16 protein-coding genes, 2 pseudogenes and 1 riboswitch are annotated in these 21,460 nt (G+C 65.3%); of the genes and pseudogenes, 16 read left to right on the top strand and 2 right to left on the bottom strand.

Annotation, left to right across the window (positions count from 1 at the left end; translation table 11 throughout):
• Positions 1 to 2 precede the first annotated feature (2 nt).
• A complete protein-coding gene (gene adh / locus H1343_RS03765) occupies positions 3 to 1,523 on the bottom strand; it encodes an aldehyde dehydrogenase (protein WP_185984620.1) in 1,521 nt (506 codons plus the stop codon).
• A 313-nt stretch (positions 1,524 to 1,836) separates the two neighbouring features.
• On the opposite strand from adh, the gene H1343_RS03770 reads away from it, so the two are divergent.
• From H1343_RS03770 to H1343_RS03810, 9 genes and pseudogenes are all read left to right on the top strand, one after another.
• Positions 1,837 to 2,688, top strand: a complete 852-nt coding sequence (locus tag H1343_RS03770; RefSeq protein WP_210270074.1) for a helix-turn-helix domain-containing protein — start codon at positions 1,837 to 1,839, stop codon at positions 2,686 to 2,688.
• A 94-nt stretch (positions 2,689 to 2,782) separates the two neighbouring features.
• Positions 2,783 to 3,415: a (2Fe-2S)-binding protein gene (locus tag H1343_RS03775; protein ID WP_246333304.1), complete on the top strand. Its 633-nt coding sequence runs from the start codon at positions 2,783 to 2,785 to the stop codon at positions 3,413 to 3,415.
• A gap of 3 nt (positions 3,416 to 3,418) precedes the next feature.
• Positions 3,419 to 4,411 carry an FAD binding domain-containing protein gene (locus tag H1343_RS03780; protein WP_185984622.1) on the top strand — a complete coding sequence of 331 codons (993 nt, stop codon included), beginning with the start codon at positions 3,419 to 3,421 and terminating at the stop codon, positions 4,409 to 4,411.
• Between the two features lie 3 nt (positions 4,412 to 4,414).
• Positions 4,415 to 6,625 carry a xanthine dehydrogenase family protein molybdopterin-binding subunit gene (locus H1343_RS03785; protein WP_185984623.1) on the top strand — a complete coding sequence of 737 codons (2,211 nt, stop codon included), beginning with the start codon at positions 4,415 to 4,417 and terminating at the stop codon, positions 6,623 to 6,625.
• 160 nt (positions 6,626 to 6,785) lie between these two features.
• Positions 6,786 to 6,985, top strand: a riboswitch (cobalamin riboswitch).
• 125 nt (positions 6,986 to 7,110) lie between these two features.
• Positions 7,111 to 8,226, top strand: a complete 1,116-nt coding sequence (locus H1343_RS03790; RefSeq protein ID WP_185984624.1) for a 5-methyltetrahydropteroyltriglutamate--homocysteine S-methyltransferase — start codon at positions 7,111 to 7,113, stop codon at positions 8,224 to 8,226.
• Positions 8,227 to 8,284: 58 nt separating this feature from the next.
• Positions 8,285 to 9,259, top strand: a complete 975-nt coding sequence (locus tag H1343_RS03795) for a TRAP transporter substrate-binding protein (RefSeq protein ID WP_185984625.1) — start codon at positions 8,285 to 8,287, stop codon at positions 9,257 to 9,259.
• Positions 9,256 to 9,747, top strand: coding sequence for a TRAP transporter small permease (locus tag H1343_RS03800; RefSeq protein WP_210270075.1), 492 nt, complete (start codon positions 9,256 to 9,258; stop codon positions 9,745 to 9,747). The genes H1343_RS03795 and H1343_RS03800 overlap by 4 nt, the downstream gene beginning before the upstream one ends.
• The gene (locus H1343_RS03805) at positions 9,740 to 11,056 is read left to right on the top strand and encodes a TRAP transporter large permease (protein ID WP_185984626.1); all 1,317 of its coding nucleotides are present in this window, start codon (positions 9,740 to 9,742) and stop codon (positions 11,054 to 11,056) included. Before H1343_RS03800 ends, H1343_RS03805 begins: the two co-directional genes overlap by 8 nt.
• A 490-nt stretch (positions 11,057 to 11,546) precedes the next feature.
• Positions 11,547 to 11,750, top strand: a pseudogene (locus H1343_RS03810) (DDE-type integrase/transposase/recombinase); the annotation flags it as partial.
• Positions 11,751 to 11,772: 22 nt separating this feature from the next.
• On the opposite strand, the pseudogene H1343_RS03815 reads toward H1343_RS03810, so the two are convergent.
• Positions 11,773 to 12,344: pseudogene (locus H1343_RS03815) on the bottom strand (transposase); the annotation flags it as partial.
• 408 nt (positions 12,345 to 12,752) lie between these two features.
• Here H1343_RS03815 and nadC point away from each other — a divergent pair.
• From nadC to H1343_RS03850, 7 genes are all read left to right on the top strand, one after another.
• The gene (nadC, locus tag H1343_RS03820; RefSeq protein WP_185984627.1) at positions 12,753 to 13,589 is read left to right on the top strand and encodes a carboxylating nicotinate-nucleotide diphosphorylase; all 837 of its coding nucleotides are present in this window, start codon (positions 12,753 to 12,755) and stop codon (positions 13,587 to 13,589) included.
• Positions 13,590 to 13,611: 22 nt separating this feature from the next.
• Positions 13,612 to 15,699, top strand: coding sequence for a phosphonate metabolism protein/1,5-bisphosphokinase (PRPP-forming) PhnN (phnN, locus tag H1343_RS03825; protein ID WP_185984628.1), 2,088 nt, complete (start codon positions 13,612 to 13,614; stop codon positions 15,697 to 15,699).
• Between the two features lie 92 nt (positions 15,700 to 15,791).
• Positions 15,792 to 16,766, top strand: a complete 975-nt coding sequence (locus tag H1343_RS03830) for a TAXI family TRAP transporter solute-binding subunit (RefSeq protein ID WP_185984629.1) — start codon at positions 15,792 to 15,794, stop codon at positions 16,764 to 16,766.
• A gap of 75 nt (positions 16,767 to 16,841) precedes the next feature.
• Positions 16,842 to 18,761: a TRAP transporter permease gene (locus tag H1343_RS03835; protein ID WP_185984630.1), complete on the top strand. Its 1,920-nt coding sequence runs from the start codon at positions 16,842 to 16,844 to the stop codon at positions 18,759 to 18,761.
• 47 nt (positions 18,762 to 18,808) lie between these two features.
• Positions 18,809 to 19,558, top strand: a complete 750-nt coding sequence (locus H1343_RS03840; protein ID WP_484463078.1) for a maleate cis-trans isomerase family protein — start codon at positions 18,809 to 18,811, stop codon at positions 19,556 to 19,558.
• Complete coding sequence (locus H1343_RS03845) at positions 19,558 to 20,343, top strand: alpha/beta fold hydrolase (protein WP_185984631.1); 786 nt, start codon at positions 19,558 to 19,560, stop codon at positions 20,341 to 20,343. Before H1343_RS03840 ends, H1343_RS03845 begins: the two co-directional genes overlap by 1 nt.
• 28 nt (positions 20,344 to 20,371) lie before the next feature.
• Positions 20,372 to 21,403 carry a 2,5-dihydroxypyridine 5,6-dioxygenase NicX family protein gene (locus H1343_RS03850; protein WP_185984632.1) on the top strand — a complete coding sequence of 344 codons (1,032 nt, stop codon included), beginning with the start codon at positions 20,372 to 20,374 and terminating at the stop codon, positions 21,401 to 21,403.
• The last annotated feature ends 57 nt before the right edge of the window (positions 21,404 to 21,460 follow it).

The following is a 21,460-nucleotide window of genomic DNA, read 5'->3' on the forward strand; positions in this document are numbered from 1 at the left end:
GCTCAGAAGAAGCCGAGGGCGTTCGGCGAGTAGCTGACCAGCATGTTCTTGGTCTGCTGGTAATGGTCGAGCATCATCTTGTGCGTCTCGCGCCCGATGCCGCTCTGCTTGTAGCCGCCAAAGGCCGCATGCGCGGGATAGGCGTGGTAGCAGTTGGTCCAGACGCGCCCGGCCTGGATGGCGCGTCCGAAGCGGTAGGCGCGGGTGCCGTCCCGCGTCCAGATGCCCGAGCCGAGGCCGTAGAGCGTGTCGTTGGCGATCGACAGCGCATCGGCGTCGTCCTTGAACGTCGTCACCGAGACGACCGGCCCGAAGATCTCCTCCTGGAAGACGCGCATCTTGTTGTGGCCGGCGAAGATCGTCGGCTCGATGTAGAAGCCGTCGGCCAGCTCACCGTCGAGCCTGGCGCGCTGGCCGCCGGTCAGCACTTCTGCGCCCTCCTGCCGGCCGATGTCGAGATAGGAGAGGATCTTCTCCATCTGCTCGGTGGAGGCCTGCGCCCCGATCATCGTCGACGGGTCGAGCGGGTGGCCCTGCTTGATCGCCTTCACACGGGCGACCGCCTTTTCCATGAAGCGGTCGTAGATCGATTCATGGACCAGCGCCCGGCTCGGGCAGGTGCAGACCTCGCCCTGGTTGAGGGCGAACATCGCAAAGCCTTCGAGAGCCTTGTCGAAGAAGGCGTCGTCCTCGGCCATCACGTCGGCGAAGAAGATGTTCGGGCTCTTGCCGCCGAGCTCCAGCGTCACCGGGATGAGGTTCTCCGAGGCGTACTGCATGATCAGCCGCCCGGTCGTCGTCTCGCCGGTGAAGGCGATCTTGGCGATGCGTTTGGACTGGGCGAGCGGCTTGCCGGCCTCGAGGCCGAAGCCCTGCAAGATGTTCAGAACACCCGGCGGCAGGATGTCGGCGGCGAGCTCCGCGAAGACCATGATCGAGAGCGGCGTCTGTTCGGCGGGCTTGAGCACCACGCAGTTGCCGGCGGCGAGCGCCGGCGCGAGCTTCCACACCGCCATAAGAAGCGGGAAGTTCCACGGGATGATCTGACCGACGACGCCCAGCGGTTCGTGGAAGTGATAGGCGACCGTGTCTTCGTCGATCTGCGAGATCGAGCCTTCCTGCGCGCGCAGGCACCCGGCGAAATAGCGGAAGTGATCGACCGCGAGCGGCAGGTCGGCGTTGGTCGTCTCGCGGATCGGCTTGCCGTTGTCGAGCGTCTCCACCATCGCCAGGAGATCGAGGTTCTCCTCAATGCAGTCGGCGAGGCGGTTGAGCATCAGAGCGCGCTCGGCCGGCGCTGTCTTGCCCCACTTTTCACGCGCGGCATGCGCGGCGTCGAGGGCCTTCTCGACGTCCGCCGCCGAAGATCGGGCGACATGGCAAAGCGTCTTGCCCGTGACCGGGCTCGGATTGTCGAAATAGCGCCCGTCGACCGGGGCGACCCACTGGCCGCCGATGAAATTGTCGTAGCGCTCGCGGATCAGGACCTTCTCGGAAACCTGGTCGATCGCCTGCTGGTACATGATGTTCCTCCCAAACGCGGTTTCGAAAACATTTCCTCCAGCGCCCATCACCCGCGTTAATTGCGGCGATCGCGTGGCAAAATTCGGACCTTTTCGCACCTGTGCAGCGCTTGGGGCGTCCTCCTCCCGCTAGGGTCGATCCGGACCGGCGTCGACCGGGAACAGGAGCCAGGAGGCGTTGAGCTTTCAGCGGTGGATGACGAGATTGTTGATTCATTGCGCGAAGACGCAATGCTACGGGGCCGAGCGGTATGAAACCCGCAATCTGAACGAGGGGGTGGACGTGTACTCGAGCGACCATCTTCCGGGAACCTTGCTGCTGAGCAGCGAGCAGCAGGGATGGCGTTCCCTGTCGCTTCGACGATATCGCGAGCCGGCCTCGATCCCCGACCTCGAACTGCCACCGTCCGAAAATGCGGTCATCGTCCTCATCCGCAGTGGCTCCTGCCGGATCGAGAGCTTTTCAGCAGGGCGATGGCGCCGGGCGACTTATCGGCCGGGCGATATCGGGATGACGCCGCCGGGACAATCCTCCCGACTGCGATGGCAGGCCGATGAGGGCCACGAGACGCTGCAACTCCAGCTACCGGCGCGCATGATCCAGGCAGCTCTCCAGAGCCGCCATGACGGCCGCCCCGTGGCGTTTCCGAACCGGTTAATCGTGGAGGACGACGGTATCGGCGCCGTCATGACGGCTCTGGAGAGCGGGCTCGCGGAAGGCGCAGACGACCTTTACGCCGGATCGGCGGGGCATTGGCTTACGTCCCACATCCTTTTCCGGCATGGGGGTGCCTCGCCTCTTTCCGGATCGAGCCGCGAGGGTGAACGCGCCCTGCGCAGTGTCGACGAGTATATGCATGCTCATCTCGGCGAACCGGTCACGCTGGACGATCTCGCGGCCGTCGCGGGCTGCGGCACGTTCCAGCTCATCCGCATCGCCAAGCGCGTCTGGAACGAGACGCCGCTGCGCAGGATGACGCGCCTTCGATTGGAGCATGCTCGAGCCCTGCTCGAGCAGACAGCGTTCTCGATCATCTCCATTGCCCTGGAATGCGGTTATTCGAACCCCACGCATTTCACCGTGGCGTTCCGCCGGGCTTACGGAATTTCCCCGACACGCTATCGGCAAGAGCGCAGAGCCGAGCGTCGCGCAATCTCGCGATGATCGGCCGCAATCTCGCGAGCGACGCGCTTCTTTGGATCGCCTCTAATCGGATGAAGGCGTTCAACGCCGCCAGAGGCCGACCAAGGAAGCTCCCATGGATCGAACGAAGACCTGCGCAGCGCATCCGCCGCGCGCGCTAGAACTCAACCGTCGCGAACTGATGCTCGGCACGGCGTCGGCAGCGGCGGCCGGTAGCCTGCCGTCGACCGTCCATGCGCAGGGTTCATCGGCGCAGTCCGAGCTCGCCCATTTCACGGCGGACCTGACGACGCGGGTCAACGGGATCAGCCATACGGTCGAGATCGACACGCGCACCTCGGCCCTTGACCTTCTGCGAGAGGTTTTCGGCCTGACAGGCTCGAAGAAGGGGTGCGACCACGGGCAGTGTGGAGCCTGCACGATCCATCTCGACGGACGGCGTGTCGCCTCATGCCTCACACCCGCCGTCCAACTGCACCAGCGCTCTGTCACGACGATCGAGGGCATTGCCGAAGATGGCGGGCCTCTCCATCCGATGCAGCAGGCTTTCATCGATCATGATGCCCTGCAGTGCGGCTACTGCACACCAGGGCAGATCATGGCCGCGATCGCGTGCGTGAACGAAGGCAACGCGTCGTCAGCGGAGCGCATCCGCGAATACATGAGCGGCAATATCTGCCGCTGCGGCGCTTATGCCGGCATCGTTGCGGCTATTCAGCAGGCCGCTCCTGTGATGCAGGAGGGCTGAGGCATGCGGCCCTTCGCCTATTCCCGAGCCTCCTCCAGCGAGGATGCCGTTCGCCGCCTCGCGATGTCCGACGGCGCGAAGCTGATGGCCGGCGGCACCACGCTCTACGATCTGATGAAGATCGGGGCCGAGGCTCCGTCTTCCGTCATCGACATCAACGCCCTTCACGACCTCTCCTTCATCGAGGCGGACCGGGACAAAGGCCTGCGTCTCGGCGCACTCGCACGGATGAGTGACGTCGCCGCCGAGCCGGCGATCGTGGAGGGATATCCCGCCATTTCGCAGTCGCTCTGGCTCGCCGCCTCACAGCAGCTTCGCAACATGGCCAGTCTGGGCGGCAATCTTCTGCAGCGTACGCGCTGCGCCTATTTCCGCACCGGCGCACCCTATGCCTGCAACAAGCGCGAACCGGGAACCGGTTGCTCGGCGGTCGGAGGAATCGACCGAGGTCACGCCCTGTTCGGTGCAAGCCAGAACTGCAGTGCGGTCTATCCCGGCGACTTCGCGATCGCGCTCGTCGCCTTCGATGCTCAGCTCGACGTCCTGGGGCCGAATGGCAATCGCACGCTCCCCGTCGAGGGACTGTACCGCGACCCTGGCGGGACGCCGGAGCAGGATACAACCATCGCCGCGGACGAGATCATCACCGCTATCCGCGTTCCCGTGACGCCGTTCTCCCGGCGCTCGACCTACCTCAAGATCCGCGACCGTGCCTCCTACGCCTTCGCGCTCGTCTCGGCAGCAGTCGCCCTCGACCTGGAGGACGGGATCGTGCGTCAGGCGCGGATCGCCCTTGGAGGCGTCGCGACACGTCCCTGGCGCGCCCGCTCGGCGGAGGCCGCCCTGGTCGGCCGCCACCTCGATCGCCAGACCGCTCTCGATGCGGGTGGAATCGCGTTCGCCGATGCTCGCCCGGGCGAGCACAACGGTTTCAAGATCGAACTGGGGCGCCAGACGGTCGCCGACGCTCTAATGACTGCCGCCGAGAGGATCTGATCGATGGCCGATACCCGCTTCGCCTCCATCGCCCGCGTGGACTCCGACGAAAAGGTTCGCGGCCGCTCCATTTACGGCACCGATCGCGTACTGCCTCACATGGTTCATGCCGCGTTGGCGACGGCGCCGATCACCAGGGGAACGATCCGCTCGATCGCTTCCGAGCGAGCCCTCGCGATGCCCGGCGTGCGGCTCGTGATGACGCACGAGGATATCGACGTCGTCGAGCCGGCCGGCTTCCTCCTTTCTGGCCAGGGATACGCGTTCCAGAGCGTACAGCCGTTGACCTCGAACGAGGTCGTTCATCGCGGGCAACCGGTCGCGGTCGTCGTCGCCGATACGCTCGAAACGGCGTTGGAGGGCGCCAAGGCGCTGGAGATCGACTATGAAGAGGCGCCCTTCCAGCCGCTCCTCGGCGCAGCTTCCCCTGACGATATCGTCGCGCAGCAGGGGTCCCCTTTGCCCGAGGCGTTCGCCGACAAGATCGCCGGCGATGCGGACGCGGCGATCGAAGGTGCGCCGGTGCGCATCGATGCGACCTTCGAATTCCACGCACAGCACCAGAACCCGATGGAGCTGATCTCCACAGTGGCGCAGTGGCGCGGCGACCGGCTGATCGTCCACGAAGGCACGCAGAACGCGGGGGCCATCCGCTTCGGCCTGGCGCGGATGTTCGGCATCGACGCGGATCTGATCGAGATCATCTCGCCTCATGCCGGCGGCGGGTTCGGTCAGAAGAACTCGATGCAGGCTCAGACATTCCTCGCCGCCTTCGCGGCCCGGCGCCTCGGCCGCCCGGTGAAGCTCGCTCTAACGCGAGAGCAGACCTTCCACACCGCAAGTTTCAGGCCGGCGGCGCACCATCGCGTAGCGCTCGGCGCGACGCGCGAAGGGCAGATCGTCGGCGCCGTCCACGAGGTCGACCAGCAGACCTCCCGGCACGACTTCTTTCCCAGTTCCTCGACGGAGATCACGGCCAGGCTGCACGGCATCGCCAACTTCCGCGGCAGCGAACGCATGGTGCGGACCGACACGCAGACCCCGGGCTACATGCGCGCTCCCTTCGAGCATGGCGGCACCTTCGCCTTCGAAACCGCGATCGACGAACTGGCCTGCGAACTGGAGATCGACCCCGTCGCCCTGCGGCTCGCCAACGACGCCTCGCAGGATCCGTTGACCGGCCGCCCGTTCTCCTCGCGCTTCCTCGCCGAATGCCTGACCATCGGCGCAGAGCGTTTCGGCTGGGCCGGGCGTCCGATGAGGGCAGGATCGATGACGGCCGAGAATGGCGATCTGATCGGCTGGGGCGTCGCCTGCGGCGCCTACAAAGCCTCGACGGCACCGGCGGCCGCCACGATCGAGGCGCATGCCGACGGACGCGTTCGCGTCAACGTCACGGGCCACGAGATGGGTCAGGGCCTTCGCACCGTAATCGCGAACCTCGTCGCCCGGCGCCTGAGGGCCGACGCCTCGCGCGTCGAACTCGTGCTCGGAAACACGCGGGGCGTTCCTCAGCACCTGACTGCGGGATCATGGGGCACGGCGACGGCAGTTCCGGCGGTCGAGGCCGCCGCGGACGCCCTTCTGGAGCAGTTGATCGACGCGGTGCCGGATGCCGGGCAATTGCCGATCGACGAAGTGCTGCGGCAGGCGGGGCTTGCAGAACTCTCCTCGCAGGCAAGGCACAAGGCGCCCGGCCAGCCTGATGCGGTCTATGAGCGCCTCGCGACCGGCCTGCCGGCAGCGATGGGGCCGGCCTATCCGGAATTCGTCGGCATGAGCTACATCGCGCACTTCGTGGAGGTGCGGATCGAAGGCAGCACGCGAAGGGTGCGGGTCCCGCGCGTTGTCAGCGTTGCAGACTGCGGACGGGTGGTCAGCCCGGTGACGGCCGCGAGCCAGGTGCGCGGCGGTGTCGTCGGCGGCATCGGCGCAACGCTGATGGAGATCAGCGAGATCGACCCGCGCCACGGTGGCTTCCTGAACGCCGACCTCGCCGAATACGTCGTTCCAGTGAACGCCGACATCGGTGAGATCGAGGTCCATTTCGTCGACGAACCAGATCCGCTTCTGAACGCAACGGGAGCGAAGGGGCTCGGGGAGGTGGCCATGACAGGCGTCGGCGCCGCCCTTGCGAACGCCATCCACCACGCGACGGGCCGCCGGCACCGCAACCTGCCGATTCGCCTCGACCAGATGTGGTCTGCCCCTTGAACGGCTGGATCCTTCTTCAGGGTAGAACCATAGTTCGGGATGGACACGTTCAATGGGGGAGGGTCAGCACTCCCTGTCCGCCAAGGTAGGAGACGGGCAGGCGGTCGGTACGTACGCGTTTCCATATCTTCACGTCTTGACAGAGCTTCGGCCGCGGATGACTTATCCGCCCGATCCAGGTGCCGGGGGAGACCTCGGGTAAAAGGGAATCCGGTCAGGGCTCTTGCCTCACTCCGGAACTGCCCCCGCAACTGTAGGCGGAGAGCCTGCCCGAAACGCCACCGCCTCAGATGAGGTTGGGAAGGCCGGGTGAGGCGACGACCCGCAAGTCAGGAAACCTGCCTGGATCGATCACCTGTTCCGGCCGCGGGCGGCGTGTCGGGAGCGGCTCTTCCGCCAGGGTGACATCGCTGCTTCGCGGGTTGGCCCGTGAAGCGATGTTTTGTTGCACGGCCCCCGAAGGGCCGACCTGAAGGCATGTCACGATGACGACCGAACAGACGCCCCGCCGCCGCGCTCCGCACCGCGCCGACCATGTCGGCTCTCTTCTTCGGCCGAGCGAAGTGCGCGAACTGCGCGACGCCGGTATCTTCGACGAACGCCTGCGTCAGGCCGAGGATGAAGCGGTCGGCGAACTGGTTCGGTTACAGAAGGATGCGGGCCTGCGCGTCTTCACCGACGGCGAAGTGCGCCGGCAGTTCTGGCACTACGACTTCATGGGGATGCTCAACGGCCTCGACATGAAAGCCTCGACGCGGTCGCTGCCGTTCCAGACCGAACACAAGACGCCGCCGGTCGAGGCGCACCTGACCGGACCGCTCGACTTCCCCGCCGACCACCCGATGATCGAGCACTTCACCTTCCTGAAGGGTCTGGTCAAGCCGGAAGACGGCATCGCCAAGATTTCGATCCCCGGTCCGTCGGCCTGTCATTTTCGCATGGAAGCCGAGAACATCGAGTACGCTCCCTATCGCGACGACGAGGTCCTCTTCGCCGACATCGCCGAGACGTACAGGAAGGCGGTTCAGGCCTTCTACGACGCCGGCTGCCGCTACCTGCAGCTCGACGACATCTTCTTCGCCTATCTCGGCGACGAGAAGCAGCGCGAGCAGCGCCGCGCCCGCGGGCAGGATCCCGACAAGCTGATCGAGCGCTACGCCTGGATGCTCGAGGAGGCGATCAAGGACCGTCCCGCAGACCTCGTGGTCGGCATGCACATGTGCCGCGGCAACTTCCGCTCCTCGCACGTCGCCGAAGGCGGCTACGACGCGGCGGCCGATGCGATCTTCAACCACACGTCGGTCGACGTCTACTTCATGGAGTACGACACGGAGCGCGCCGGCGGGCTGGAGCCCCTCAGGCTCCTGCCGAAGGGCGACAAGCGGGTCATGGCGGGCTTCATCACCACCAAGACCGGCGAGCTGGAGAGCATGGACTGGCTGCGCTCCAAGTTCGAAGAGGCGTCGCGCTACGTCGACATGGACCAGCTCGGCATCGCGCCGCAGTGCGGCTTCGCATCCACCGAGCATGGCAATGCCATCACCGAGGATGAGGAACGCCGCAAGCTGGAACTCGTGGTGAAGACGGCGGAGGCGATCTAGGGCGAGAACTGATCCGCTTCGACCGCCTGTCCCTGTCTCTCATCCAAGGAACGTCCCGATGAAGAACCTCAAGCGCGTCGTCCTCGCCGCAGCGCTCCTGGTCGTCGCTCCCGCCTCGGCCGAAACGCTGAAGCTCGCTCATTTCGTCGCGCCGACTCACACGTTGACCGAAGCCATCGTCACGCCGTTGACCGAGGGCATCGCGCCGTCGGGCCTGGTGATCGAAACTTATCCGGCGGGAAAGCTCGGTGCCGGTCCTGCCGACCAGTATGTCCGGGTCGTGCAGGGCGTCGCCGATATCGTCTGGGGCCTGCCGGGCTACACCTCCTCGCAGTTTCCGCTCGCCATGCTGACCGAACTGCCGGGCGCGCAGCCCGACGGAATGACCGGCGCCGATTTCCTCTGGAACGGCTACGACGCGGGGCTTCTGGAGCGGGAGTTTCCGCGAACCGAGCCACTGGCGCTGTGGACCGCCGAGCCCGCGGTCCTTATTCTGCGCGACCACGAAGTTCGCGAGCCGCAGGATCTGCGCGGCCTGAAGATCCGGGTTTCCTCCTCAATCACAGGCGAGATCGTGCAGGCGCTCGGGGCGATCCCGGTTCAGATGGCGGCCACCGACGTCTACAACGCGATGCAGACCGGCCTCGTCGATGGCGTCATCACCGGCTCTTCGGCGATCTCGGATTTTCGCTTCGACGAGGTTCTGTCGCACGTCACGCTCGGTATCCCGCTCGGCAACCAGTCCTTTTACGTCGTCGCCAATGCGGCGCGTGTCGGGAGCCTGCCGGACAGCGAGCGTGAAGCTCTTCGTGCGGCGAGCGGACGCGAGCTCTCGCGTCATGCCGAAGCGGCCTGGAACGCCAAGGGTGAGAGCGCCATCGCGGCGCTTCGCGAACGCGATCAGGGGATCGTCACCGAACTGACCCCCGACGAGATGTCCGCCTTTGAGGCGATTCTCCTGCCTCTCACGCAGGAGAAGGTTGCCGAACTCGGGGCTGAAGAGGCCTTCGCCACCATGCGGGGCGGGCAGTGAACACAAGCCTCGTTGAGCGCGGCATCGACGCGCTCGCCCGGTTCTGCGCGCGCCTTGCCGGTGCGGTACTCCTCGGCGTCACTGCCATGCTGCTTGCCGACGTCGCCGGCCGGTTCTTCGGCCACCCGCTTTTCGGCGCGCAGGACGTGGCGGAGATGTCGATGGTGATCATCACCTTCGGTGTCGTCGCGCTCCTCGACAGGCGCGGCGATCAGATCCGCGTTGATCTCTTCGGTCCGGTCATGTCGGCGCGGTTCCGGCGCGTGGTGGATCGCCTGTCCTCGCTTCTCGCCGCTGTCATCTGGCTGACCCTCGCCTGGACGCAGGTGGATGCGGCGGAGCTTTCGAGTCTTCTGTCGCTCTCCACCAACATCCTCGGCATCCCGCGCGCGCCGTTCGAATATGCACTGGCCGCCTTTGCCGCCACCGCCGGCGTCAGCGCGCTGGCGAGCGCTTTCCTGCCGTGCAGGAGCCAGCCTCATGCCTGAGACGCTCGCCGGCCTCCTCGGCATCTTCGCGCTTCTCGCCCTGATTCTTCTTCGCGTGCCGGTGGCGTTCGCCATGTTCGCGATCGGGTTCGTCGGCATCACGGCGCTGTCGGGCGTGAATGCCGCCCTGGCGCTTCTAGCTTCGGAGTCGTTTGCGCTCGCCGCTCGCTACGAACTCATCGTCATCCCGCTCTTTATTCTGATGGGCAATCTGGCGACGCGCTCAGGAATGAGCCGCGAGCTCTATGCCGCCGCATACGTCCTCGTCGGGCGCCTGCGCGGCGGGCTCGCCATGGCGACGCTTCTCGGCTGCGGCGCCTTCGCCGCCCTCTGCGGTTCCTCGATCGCCTCCGCGCTGACGATGGGCAAGGTCTCGCTCGGCGAAATGGAACGATACCGCTATTCGCCGCGCCTCGCGACGGCGACCGTGGCGGCGGGCGGTACGCTCGGCATCCTGATCCCGCCCTCCACCGGCTTCGTGATCTACGCGATCCTGACCGAGCAATCGATCGGACGCCTTTTCCTTGCGGGGCTCCTGCCGGGTCTCCTGCTTCTAGCCCTCTTCATGCTGACTGTAGCGCTTCTCTGCCGGCTGAACCCGGACGCCGGGCCGGCGGGCGAGCGGCCCACGCGGGGGTTGGGCCGGCGTGCGATTGCCGGCGCCGTTCCGGGCCTCGGCGTGATCGTAGCCACGATCGGCGGGCTCTACGCCGGCCTCTTCTCCCCGGTCGAAGCGGCGGCCGTGGGCTCGGGGCTCCTCGCGATCCTTGGCCTCGTGCGCCGTGAAATCCGCTTGAAAGACCTGTGGGACGCGGGCCGGGACTCGGCGATGACATCGGCGACGGTCATGCTGATCCTGATCGCCGCCCATCTCGTCAATCCGTTCCTGGCGCTCAGCCACATTCCGCAATGGGTTGGCGAGGCGTTGACCGGCAGCGGTCTCTCGCCCTATGCGGTCCTGGCGCTGATCATCCTGGCTTATCTCCTGCTCGGCATGTTCATGGACGGCTTCGCCATGCTCGTGCTGACGCTGCCGATTTTCTTCCCGGTCGTGATGGCGCTCGGCTTCGATCCGATCTGGTTCGGCGTCATCGTCATGATCGTCCTGGAGATCGGTCTTCTGTCGCCGCCGGTCGGCATGAACGTCTTCATCGTCCATTCCATTGCGCGGCACGTTCCGCAGTCGCAGATCTACCGCGGCGTCCTGCCGTTCTGGGCGGCGATGATCGTGGCGCTCGCGATCCTCGTCGCGATCCCGCAGATCGCCACGACCTTGCCCGACTGGGTCATGGGCGTTTCCAGCCGCTGAGAAGGGGGGAAGCGAACCAGTTGCCCTTCTCGTAGTCGGCATCGATGAGGGGTACGGCGTGCTTTTCGGCAAAGCGCACATTCTCGTCCTTTCGCAGAAGTTACTCCCGCGCAGGATGGATGTTCGGCTTGTAGAAGAAGAACGTGTAGTCGATGCCGGAGGCCGACTAATCTAGGAACTGGACAATCGCGTTTGCTATTCCAGCTGTACCTACAGCGTTTGGATGCCTGTCAGGCTGGCGGAGGGAGCGGGATTCGAACCTGCGATACCTAAAAGCGCTGAACGATCAGATGTTTGGCCGACCATACAATTTCAACAGTGTTCTAGTCGGAACATTCGCTGGAACAAGTGGTCGCTGTCAACGGCGTCCAAGAACTATCCAAAGGACATGGTTGCGCTACCACGGCTTCGACCTTGGGCTCGGCGGCACGCAATTCGTGCGCGGCGTTTCGTTTTCCTTTGGCGACCGGATGACACGACGAACGAGCTGCGCTTCTCGCCGGCAATCGACCCGCGGTTCAGCTATCGCGGTGAAGACGTCGTTCAGGCGCTGGAACGCATCTGCGGCGAGGTCGGCTATCCGAAGGCCATCCGGGTCGACCAGGGATCGGAGTTCATCTCCCGCGACCTTGATCTCTGGGCCTATCAGAAAGACGTCGTTCTCGACTTCTCGCGCCCGGGGAAGCCGACGGATACGGATGTTGTTGGAAAGCGTTTTACGCCGGCGCTGGTCGATTCTTCGATGGCTTTCCCGCAGCGGGTCGGGTTCGCCATCTGGATGTGAAGTCGGCATAGGTCCTCTCGGCTGCTTCGACGGGCGCCCGCTCAGCGGCCCGCTTCTCCGGGATGTTGTAGTTGTAGGCTGCCCCGCGCTTGGCGTGCTCGGCTGGTCGCCCGGCCTTCAGCTCGATGCTTCGGAACTTGCGCGCCAGAAGGGCCGGTCGCACCCAGATGTAGTCTTCGTTCTTCGTCAGCATGTGCCAGATGATCATCGCCAGCTTGCGGGCCGTCGCAACGGCCGCGATCGGCTTGCCCCGTTTGGCTGCGATGCGCTGAAAGAAGGCGCGCAAGGGTCCGGGCGAGCGCGCTGCCGCCCATGCCGCTTCGACCAGCATGCCACGCGCCTGGCCTCGACCCTGCTTGGTGATCCGCCCGTGATAGGCCGGCCCTTCGCCGGACTGCCGGGTGCTCGGGTTCAGGCCGAAGTAGCCGACAAGCTTCGTGGATCGGCAAAGCGCCGGATATCGCCGATGGCCGCTGCAACGCCGGACGCAACCGTCATGTCGATCCGTGTCTGCAGATCGGCCTGATCGCCGCGCCGGGACTCATAGGTGTAGAGCGAGCGACCGACCTTTCCCGCGCCGATCGCGAGTGGCGTCGACCCTCTAGAGAAAGGTCGCCGGCGGGTTTTTTTAGTATGTGTGTAAATCCCCCGTAGCGCGAAATCGTCTGCTGTAATTCTAAGCGTTAAGGCCACCAACATGCCTAAACCGGCAGCGCTGCCTCATTCTGTTTCTGTGGGGTCTGGGCGTAAGATATTGAAAACAATAGTATAAAAATAAATTTTGACGGCCTAACTTGTTTTTATACGAACAAAATGGCTAGCATCCAGCTGCTACTGAGGACCGAGACTCTCAAGTAACTCCCGGTGGCCTCGCCTAGCGATAAGCGCCCAGCGCATCGGAGGAATTTGCGGATGTATGATAAGTTCGTCGCCCAGAAGCTGATTGATCTCTGGCTTACCGAAGATATCGGCTGCTTCGATCTAACAGCCCAGCTCATGGTCGACGCGAAGGCGCAGGCGACGTTCTACATGAATGCGCGCGAGGAGATGACACTCGCCGGCGTCGAGGTCGCTGCGCAGGTTTTCCGCAGTTACGATCCCAGCTGCAAGGTCGAGCTGCGCTGCAATGACGGTGACGTCGTTGAAAAGGGCACCGTCCTGATGGTCATCTCCGGGCCAGGGCAGTCGCTGCTGACGGCCGAACGCACCGCCCTCAACATCGCCCAGCGTCTGTCCGGCATCGCCACCGAGACAGCGAAGTACGTTAAGGCGATCGAGCACACCAAGGCTCGTCTTCTAGACACGCGCAAGACGACGCCGGGCCTGCGCATGCTGGAGAAGCACGCGGCCGTCTGCGGCGGGGCGTTGAACCACCGGCTTGGGCTCGACAGCGGCGTGATGCTCAAAGACAACCATATCGCCGTATGCGGCAGCATCGAGGCCGCCGTGAAGCGCGCCCGCAGGCATCTTCCTGCGCTGACCAAGATCGAGGTCGAGGCCGACCGGATCGAGCAGGTTCGCGAGGCGCTCGACGCCGGTGCTGACGTCATCATGCTCGACAACATGGAGAACGAGGCGATGGTCGAGGCTGTGCGTCTCGTCAATGGCAGAGCCCTCGTCGAGGCATCGGGGGGCATCCGCCTCGACACCATCGCCGGAAAGGCGGAAACGGGCGTCGATTTCGTTTCCACCAGCCGCCCGTTCCAGTCCGCTCCGGCCGTCGATATCGGCCTCGACGACGAGGCATGAGGTCCTGAGGCGGGGGTCGGACATGCAGGTGGGAACGCTCTTCTACATCGTTGGCCCGAGCGGCGTCGGCAAGGACACGCTGATCTCGGGCGCGATGGCGATGCTCGCCGGGACGGGGCGCTACGTTCAGACGAAGCGCGTCATCACACGCCCCGCGGCCATTGGCGAGGATCACGAGCCTGCCTCCACCGCGGCTTTCGACGCTATGTGCGCGGACGGAGCGTTCCTCCACCATTGGGGAGCCCACGAGCTGCGATACGGCTTGCGGCGTACGCTGCTTGAAGATCTGGCGGCAGGTCGCAACGTCCTTGCCAACGGATCGCGGCGCGCGCTCCCCGACCTTGCCGGAACGGTCGATCGTCTCGTTGTCGTGGAAATCACCGCCTCCCCGGCGCTCCTAGCCGAGCGGCTGGCCCGGCGCGGACGGGAGAGCGCGGACGAGATCGCCGCCCGCATCGCACGCGAGGTTCCGCCCTTGCCGAGGACCGGAGATCTCGTGCGCATCGTCAATGACGGCGGCGTAGACGAGGCGGTCGCGGCGCTGGTCGCAGCACTGGAACGCATGGCGTCACGGCTCGTCCTCAAGCGGATGCCCGTCACCTCCGCAAGGCGGCACACGGCATTCCTAGCCGAAGACTGCACCGCCGTGAACGCCTCCGCCTATGCCGGCTCCGGCCGGATCGAAATCCGCTCGACGGCACGGCCCGCGGTTCCGGCCGACCTCATGCTGATCGAGCCGGGGAATGGGCTGGACGGCGACGAGGTCGGGTTGAGCCGCGAAGCCTTCGAAAAGCTCGGGCTGCCGGAAGGCGCGCTGGTCTCGATTGATCGCACGCCTTCACCCTCCAGCCGCGCGTTGCTGCGCCGCAAGATCGGGGGCGGCGCGCTCGACACGGAGGAGTATGCGACGCTCTTTCGCGAGATCGTCGAGCAGCGCTACCCCGAAGGCGAAACAGCCGCCTTCCTCGTCAAGGCCATCCAGTCCCTCGATGATGAGGAGACGATCGCCGTCGCGAAGGCTCGCTGCGGGTTCTCGCCACGTATCGACTGGGGCGTGCCGATCGTCGTCGACAAGCACTCGCTCGGCGGCGTTCCAGGCAGCCGCATCACGCCCATCATCGTGCCGATCGTAGCCGCGGCAGGCCTGCTGATGCCCAAGACCTCCTCGCGCGCAATCACCTCCGCCTCCGGCACCGCAGACACGATGGAGGCTCTGTGTCGCATCGATCTGGATGGCGGGCAGATCCGCGAGGTCGTTCGAAAGACGGGTGGCTGCATCGCCTGGAACGGAAAGCTCAACCATTCCATCCTCGATGATGTGGTAAACGCCGTCACGCGGCCGCTCGGTCTCGACAGCAACCAGTGGTCGGTCGCGTCGATCCTCTCGAAGAAGTGGTCTGCCGGCGCCACTCATGTCGTCATCGACCTGCCGTTCGGACCGAGGGCCAAGCTGAAGAGCCAAACCGAGGCCGAGAAGCTCGGTCGCCTCTTCGAGGTTGTCGGCGCCGGGCTCGGCCTGATCGTGAAGGCGTTTGCGACCGATGGCTCGAAAGTCATCGGGCGGGGCCTCGGCCCCTCGCTCGAACTTCGCGACGTCCTCGCAGTGCTCGACAATGCGCCGCAGGCCTCGCGCGCGCTGCGCGATAAGGCGCTCTTCTACGCGGCGAACATCCTGCATTTCGCGGGCCATGCCCCGACGCTCGACGCCGCGCGCGAGGCTGCGGAGGACATTCTCCTCTCTGGTGAGGCGCGGCACAGGCTCGATGCGATCGCCGCCGCGCAGGGCAATGTATCACAGGTCGCGCCGGCACGCCTCTCACGCTCCGTTGGCGCGCATGCGGCCGGAACGATTGGCGGCATCGACGGCTGGCATCTGGGCGGCATCGCGCGACGGGCTGGCGCCCCACACGACAAGTCGGCCGGCGTCGATGTGCTCGTTGAGCCGGGCCGCCAGGTCGAGGCGGGCCAACCGCTTTACACGATCTACGCCTCGGACATCGCCTCTCTCGAGGAGGCCGCCGCCGAAGCTTCCCGCGAACCGGGCGTTGCGATCGCTATGGCGCAAGAAGACGCGCTGCAGTGGACGATCGCCGGCCAAGGGGCCCTCTAACCGCACTCAGCGAACCCTTCAACGAGCTTGCCCACCACGAGAGACTTTCCCCTCGAACGACCTCCCCACCAACCGAAAAGGAACGACGTCACATGAAGACATATGCCAGGAAGCCCGCTCTCCTCTTGTCGGCCGTCGTCGCGGCAGGCCTCGCGGGAACGGAGGCCAAGGCCGAGAACTACACGCTGTGCGGCGCGAGCCCTGGCGGCCTGTGGGGCCTTCTGGGCGTGGGCCTCGATGCAGCCGTCAAGCAGACGGACCCGTCCTCGTCCGTGACCTACCAGACTTCCAGCGGCGGCTTCGCCAACATCGTTCAGATGAGCCAGGGCGCTTGCGACATGGCCATCGTCCACATGGGCGAGGCGGTGATCGCCAACAACGGAGATGAGCCGTTCCCGGTGCCGATGGATGATTTCGCACTTGTCGCCGTCCTCTACAACTGGGCGCCGATGCAGTGGCTGATGAACGAGCAGTTCGCCGAACAGCACGGAATTGTCTCGATCGCGGACATGGTCGGCAAGCCCGTCGACCTCGTCGTCAACCGCCGCGGCATCCTGCCGAGCATCCTCGCCGAAGTCGCTCTCGAGCAGGCCGGTCTCACCTTCGACGATCTGTCGAGTGCTGGCGGCTCGGTTCAGTATCAGGGCTCGCAGACGGCCGAAGAGCTGATGAAGGACGGACGTGGCGACGTGTGGACCAACGCCATGTTCATTGGCACCGGTTCGATCGGCTCCATCGCCGAGAGCGTCGACCTGCGCCTCCTCTCCGTGCCCGAGGATGTGGTCGCCTACATGGCGGAGAACTATGGTTCGCTGCCTTCGGTGATCCCGGCGGGAAGCTACGAATGGCAAGACGCCGACGTGCCAACTTTCAGCGCTCAGGCCGCCTTGATCGTGCCTAAGTCGATGGACTCCGCCGAGGTCGAGGCGCTTACCCGTTCGCTGGTCGAAAACATCGACCAGCTCACCCAGGTCCACAGCTCGATGCAGGCGCTTACGCCGGAGATCATGCAGTCGGGCAAGAGCGTCGCCTATCACGAGGGCGCGCTCGCAGCTTACGCGAACTGAAGCTTCTGACGGCAAGCAGGGTCCGCTTCTAGGCTGGCCCTGCGAACTCCCGCATTCCCGCGAAAGGCGTTTGCCATGATGGCCTTCTTCAACAGCATGTTCGCGGTCGGCGGTCGCCGGGACCTTACCGATCCCGTGGCGACCATCGTCAAGGTCTACGCAGCTGCTGTCGCGCTGTGGGTGCTGTGGGAAACCACTTATGCGCGGGTCGACGCTCTTTCAGCAACGGCCGTCTTCCTGGCGGCGATGCTGCCGCCGTCCTTCCTCCTCATCCGAGGCAGCGAAGGCGCGCCGCGCTCGCGGGTCCCTTGGTACGACTGGGCGCTGGTGGCGATCGGGCTCGCGACCGCTGTCTACTTCGTGGCGAACATCGACGTCATCGCCACGCGGATCAGCCTTTTCCTTCCGCTGACGAGCGTCCAGACCATCGCGGCGGCGTCGATCATCTTCCTCACGCTCGAGATCACGCGGCGAACGGTTGGCCTGTTCCTGCTTCTGATCGTGCTGGCGTTCACGGCCTACAACCTGTTCGGCCATCTCATCCCCGGGCCGCTCGGCCATGGCTACATCAGCGTCAACCACTTCCTCGATATCAACGTCTTCACCGGTGACGGTGTCTTCGGCGTGCCGGTGCGTGTCGCAGCCACCTACGTGTTCCTCTTCGTGATGTTCGGGACCTTCCTCGAAGCGGCGGGTGGCGGCGAGTTCTTCTTCCGTGTCGCTGCCGCGCTTACCGGTCGTTCGCCGGGCGGCCCGGCCAAGGTCGCCGTCGTCTCATCAGCTTTGTTCGGCACGATGTCCGGAAGCCCGACCGCCGATGTCGTCGTCACGGGGTCCGTCACGATCCCGATGATGAAGCGCCTAAAATACAACCCGACGCTCGCTGCCGCCGTCGAAGTGGCCGCCTCCACCGGCGGAAGCATCCTGCCGCCCGTCATGGGCTCGGCTGCCTTCATCATGGCCGAGTACACTGGCATCAGTTATGTCACGATCGTCTTCGCAGCCATCATCCCCGCCATCCTCTATTACGCATGCATCATGCTGCAGGTGCATTTGCGCGCCGAGCGGCTGCAACTCGCTGGTCTCGGCCGAGATGAAGTGCCCGCCGTCGCACGCACCCTTCGCGAGGGCTGGATCTACGTCGTCCCGCTCACCGTGCTGGTCGTCGTTCTAATGCAGGGCTACTCGCCCACCTTCGCGGCCGTCCTCGCCATAGCCTCGATCATCGTCGCATCATGGCTTCGGCCGGGTTACAGGCTCGGCCCGCAACGCATATTCGAAGCGCTTTCGACGACGACCGTTCGCATGCTCGGCGTGACCGGCGCCTGCGCCGCGGCGGGCCTCGTGATCGGCGGCATCACGATGACTGGCCTCGCCATGAAGTTCAGCTACATCACGTTCCTCTTTGCGGGCGACAGCATGATGCTGGGGCTCCTCCTCGGCGCAATGGTGACGATCCTGCTTGGGCTGGGCATGCCGACGCCGAGCGCCTACGTGCTCGCTGCTGTGCTCATCGGCCCGACGCTGGTCAACACCTTTGGCATTCCGACGCTCAACGCGCATCTGTTCCTGATGTATTTCGCGGTCCTGTCCGCGATGACGCCGCCAGTCGCCGTGGCCGCCTATGCGGCGGCGGCGATCTCCGGCGGCAACCCGATCAAGATCGCGTTGAGCGCCTGCAAGCTTTCGATCGCCGCGTTCGTCATGCCCTTCGCGTTCGTCTACGCGCCCAGCATCCTGGAGCCCGCGTTCGAGCTGGAGACGCTTATCCAGATCGCCACCGTCTGCCTTGGAACGTTCTTCGTCGCAGTCGGAGCGGAGGGGTACCTGCGCAAGCCGCTGCTGGCGCCGGTTCGCGTGGCCGTCTTTGGCGGAGGTCTGCTGATGTTTACGCCGAGCTACGCATTCGCGACCGTTGGCTTTCTGTTCGCCGCTGTCCCTCTCGTGGTCGTGTCTCGCGGCGTGAAGGCGGGGCGGAGCGCACCTACCGCTTAGCGGCGGCAGGACGGAATTCTCTTTTTTACGAATGAAGGACAGGTCCTATGCACCCCATCCGGATTGGACAGATCGTTCCGAGTTCCAACGTGACGATGGAGACCGAAATTCCCGCTCTGCTGCGCCTGCGCGAGACCATCTCGCCGGAGCGCTTCACTTTCCATTCCTCGCGCATGCGCATGAAGAAGGTGACGGCCGAGGAACTGGCCGCGATGGACCGCGACAGCGACCGCTGCGCGCTGGAGCTCAGTGACGCCAGGGTCGACGTGATGGGCTACGCATGCCTCGTCGCGATCATGTCGATGGGGCACGGCTATCACGCGCGTTCGGCCGAGCGGCTGCACCAGGTGACGGTCGACAACGGCAATCCGGCGCCCGTCGTCTCCTCGGCCGGCGCGCTGTGCGAGGGCATCAAGGCGATCGGCGCCAGGCGCGTGGCGGTCGTCGCGCCCTACATGAAGCCGCTGACGCAGATGGTCGTCGACTATATCGGCAACGAGGGCATCGAGGTCGTCCACTGGCGCGCGCTCGAGATCCCAGACAATCTCGCCGTCGCCGCTCACGATCCAGCCAATCTGCCCGGCATCGTCGACGGGATCGAGACGGCTGACGTCGACGCGGTCGTGCTGTCGGCGTGCGTGCAGATGCCCTCGCTCGCTGCCGTTCCCCTTGTCGAGGCGCGCACCCGCAAGCCCGTCCTGACCGCCGCGATCGCGACGACGTGGTCGATGCTGCGCGCGCTGGATCTGCCGACCCGCGTTCCGGGCGGCGGCACGCTCCTTTCGGGCGCCTACTGATGGCGCGCGGCTACAACGTCCGCGCCAACGGCATCCGCCAGCACCTGATCCATTATCCGGGGCAGGGGCCGGCGATGCTTCTGGTGCCGGGGATCACCTCGCCTGCGGTGACCTGGGGCTTCATCGCCGAGCGTCTTGCCGAGCGCTTCGATGTACATGTGCTCGACGTGCGCGGCCGCGGTCTCACCCAAGCAGGCGATCTCGACTATTCGCTGGATGCGATGGCCGCCGACGCAGTGGCGGTCGCGCAGGCCGCCGGTCTCGGCAAGCCGATCGTTCTCGGCCATTCGATGGGCGCGCGCATCGCCATCCGTGCGGCGCGCGGCGCGCCGGACGCCTTTGCCGGGCTCGTGCTTGTCGATCCGCCGGTGAGCGGGCCGGGCCGGCGCCAATATCCCTCGAACTGGCCGTGGTACGAGGATTCGATCCTGCTCGCGCAGAAAGGTTGCTCGGCCGAGGACATGAAGGCCTTCTGCCCGACCTGGACCGAGGACCAGCGCGCCCTGCGCGCCGAGTGGCTCCACACCTGCCAGCTGGATGCCATCGACACCGCCTTTCGTGGCTTCCACACCGACGACGTTCATCAAGACCTGCCGCATCTCTCGCTGCCCATGCGCCTCGTGGTCGCCGGTGGCGCGCCGGTGATCGGCGAGGAGGACGTCGCCGAGATCCGCGAACGCGCGCCTGCGATCGAGGTGCGCGTGGTGGAGGGTGCCGGCCACATGATCCCTTGGGACGACCTCGAGGGCTTCCTCGCGGCCGTCCTCGATTTCAAAGCCACCTGAGCGCAGCACAAGAGAAGGACCGACTGTCATGGATCAAGCCAGCTTCACCGAGATCTGCCTGCATCAGCTCAAGATGTCGGGCGTCCACGAGGGCGAGAAGCTCGTGATTCTCACGCAGGGCAGCGACCGGATGGACTATGCGGATGCCTTCATGGCAGCGGGCCAGCGTCTCGGCGCCAGGATGTACCACATGCGTCTGCCCGCGCCGCCCATCGTCGGCGCCTGGGCCGTCGGCCAGACGGGCCTTGCCGCCATGCCCGAGGCCGTCGAGGCGCTGAAGAACTGCGACATGCTGATCGACTGCGTGTTCCTGCTGTTCAGCCCCGAGCAGTTCGCCATCCAGGCCGCCGGCACGCGCATCCTGACGGCCGTCGAGCCGCCAGAGCTTCTGGCGCGTATGCTGCCCTCCAAGGAACTGCGCGAGAAGGTCGAGATCGGCGCCGAATACCTTGCGAAGGCCAAGGTGATGCGCATCACCTCGCCGCACGGTACCGATGTGACCTACAAGCTCAACACCTACGAGACCGTAGCCGAATACGCCTGCACCGACCAGCCGGGCCGCTGGGATCACTGGCCCTCGGGCTTCGTCTTCACCGGCGGCGACGACGATGGCGTCGACGGTCAGATCGTCGTGGCGCAGGGCGACATCCTCCTGCCGCAGAACATGTATGTCCGCGATCCGATCACCTACACGATCGAGAAGGGCTGGGTGGTCGACATCCGCGGCGGGCTCGATGCCGAGCTGGTCAAATCCTACATGGCCGGCTTCAACGATCCTCGCGGCATGGGCATGAGCCATATCGGCTGGGGGATGAATCCGGCTGCCAAGTGGCACGGCATGGTGCCGGGCGAGTTCCCGGGCGGCATGGGGATGGAGCCGCGTTCCTTCTACGGCAATGTCATGTTCTCCACCGGCCCGAACAACGAGCTGGGCGGCCCGAACGACACCGCCTGCCATCTCGACATCCCGATGCGTGGCTGCTCGCTCTTCCTGGACGACGAGCCGATCGTGATCGACGGCGACCTCGTCGTGAAAGAGATGCAGATGGCGCGCGCTTGACGATGGCGAATCCGGCGGTCGGCTCGGCCGACCGCCTCTCAACGGAGCGGGGAAAGA

The organism is Aureimonas mangrovi, from assembly GCF_014058705.1.
In the GTDB taxonomy this organism is placed as follows: Bacteria; Pseudomonadota; Alphaproteobacteria; order Rhizobiales; family Rhizobiaceae; genus Aureimonas; species Aureimonas mangrovi.

Excerpts from the sequence above, each read along its gene's own strand:
- H1343_RS03775 (WP_246333304.1), top strand. The coding sequence starts at position 2,783 with ATGGATCGAACGAAGACCTGCGCAGCGCATCCGCCGCGCGCGCTAGAA.
- nadC (WP_185984627.1), top strand. The coding sequence starts at position 12,753 with ATGTATGATAAGTTCGTCGCCCAGAAGCTGATTGATCTCTGGCTTACC.
- H1343_RS03805 (WP_185984626.1), top strand. The coding sequence starts at position 9,740 with ATGCCTGAGACGCTCGCCGGCCTCCTCGGCATCTTCGCGCTTCTCGCC.
- H1343_RS03835 (WP_185984630.1), top strand. The coding sequence starts at position 16,842 with ATGATGGCCTTCTTCAACAGCATGTTCGCGGTCGGCGGTCGCCGGGAC.
- H1343_RS03840 (WP_484463078.1), top strand. The coding sequence starts at position 18,809 with ATGCACCCCATCCGGATTGGACAGATCGTTCCGAGTTCCAACGTGACG.
- H1343_RS03795 (WP_185984625.1), top strand. The coding sequence starts at position 8,285 with ATGAAGAACCTCAAGCGCGTCGTCCTCGCCGCAGCGCTCCTGGTCGTC.
- phnN (WP_185984628.1), top strand. The coding sequence starts at position 13,612 with ATGCAGGTGGGAACGCTCTTCTACATCGTTGGCCCGAGCGGCGTCGGC.
- H1343_RS03830 (WP_185984629.1), top strand. The coding sequence starts at position 15,792 with ATGAAGACATATGCCAGGAAGCCCGCTCTCCTCTTGTCGGCCGTCGTC.
- H1343_RS03845 (WP_185984631.1), top strand. The coding sequence starts at position 19,558 with ATGGCGCGCGGCTACAACGTCCGCGCCAACGGCATCCGCCAGCACCTG.
- H1343_RS03850 (WP_185984632.1), top strand. The coding sequence starts at position 20,372 with ATGGATCAAGCCAGCTTCACCGAGATCTGCCTGCATCAGCTCAAGATG.
- adh (WP_185984620.1), bottom strand. The coding sequence starts at position 1,523 with ATGTACCAGCAGGCGATCGACCAGGTTTCCGAGAAGGTCCTGATCCGC.
- H1343_RS03790 (WP_185984624.1), top strand. The coding sequence starts at position 7,111 with ATGACGACCGAACAGACGCCCCGCCGCCGCGCTCCGCACCGCGCCGAC.
- H1343_RS03780 (WP_185984622.1), top strand. The coding sequence starts at position 3,419 with ATGCGGCCCTTCGCCTATTCCCGAGCCTCCTCCAGCGAGGATGCCGTT.
- H1343_RS03785 (WP_185984623.1), top strand. The coding sequence starts at position 4,415 with ATGGCCGATACCCGCTTCGCCTCCATCGCCCGCGTGGACTCCGACGAA.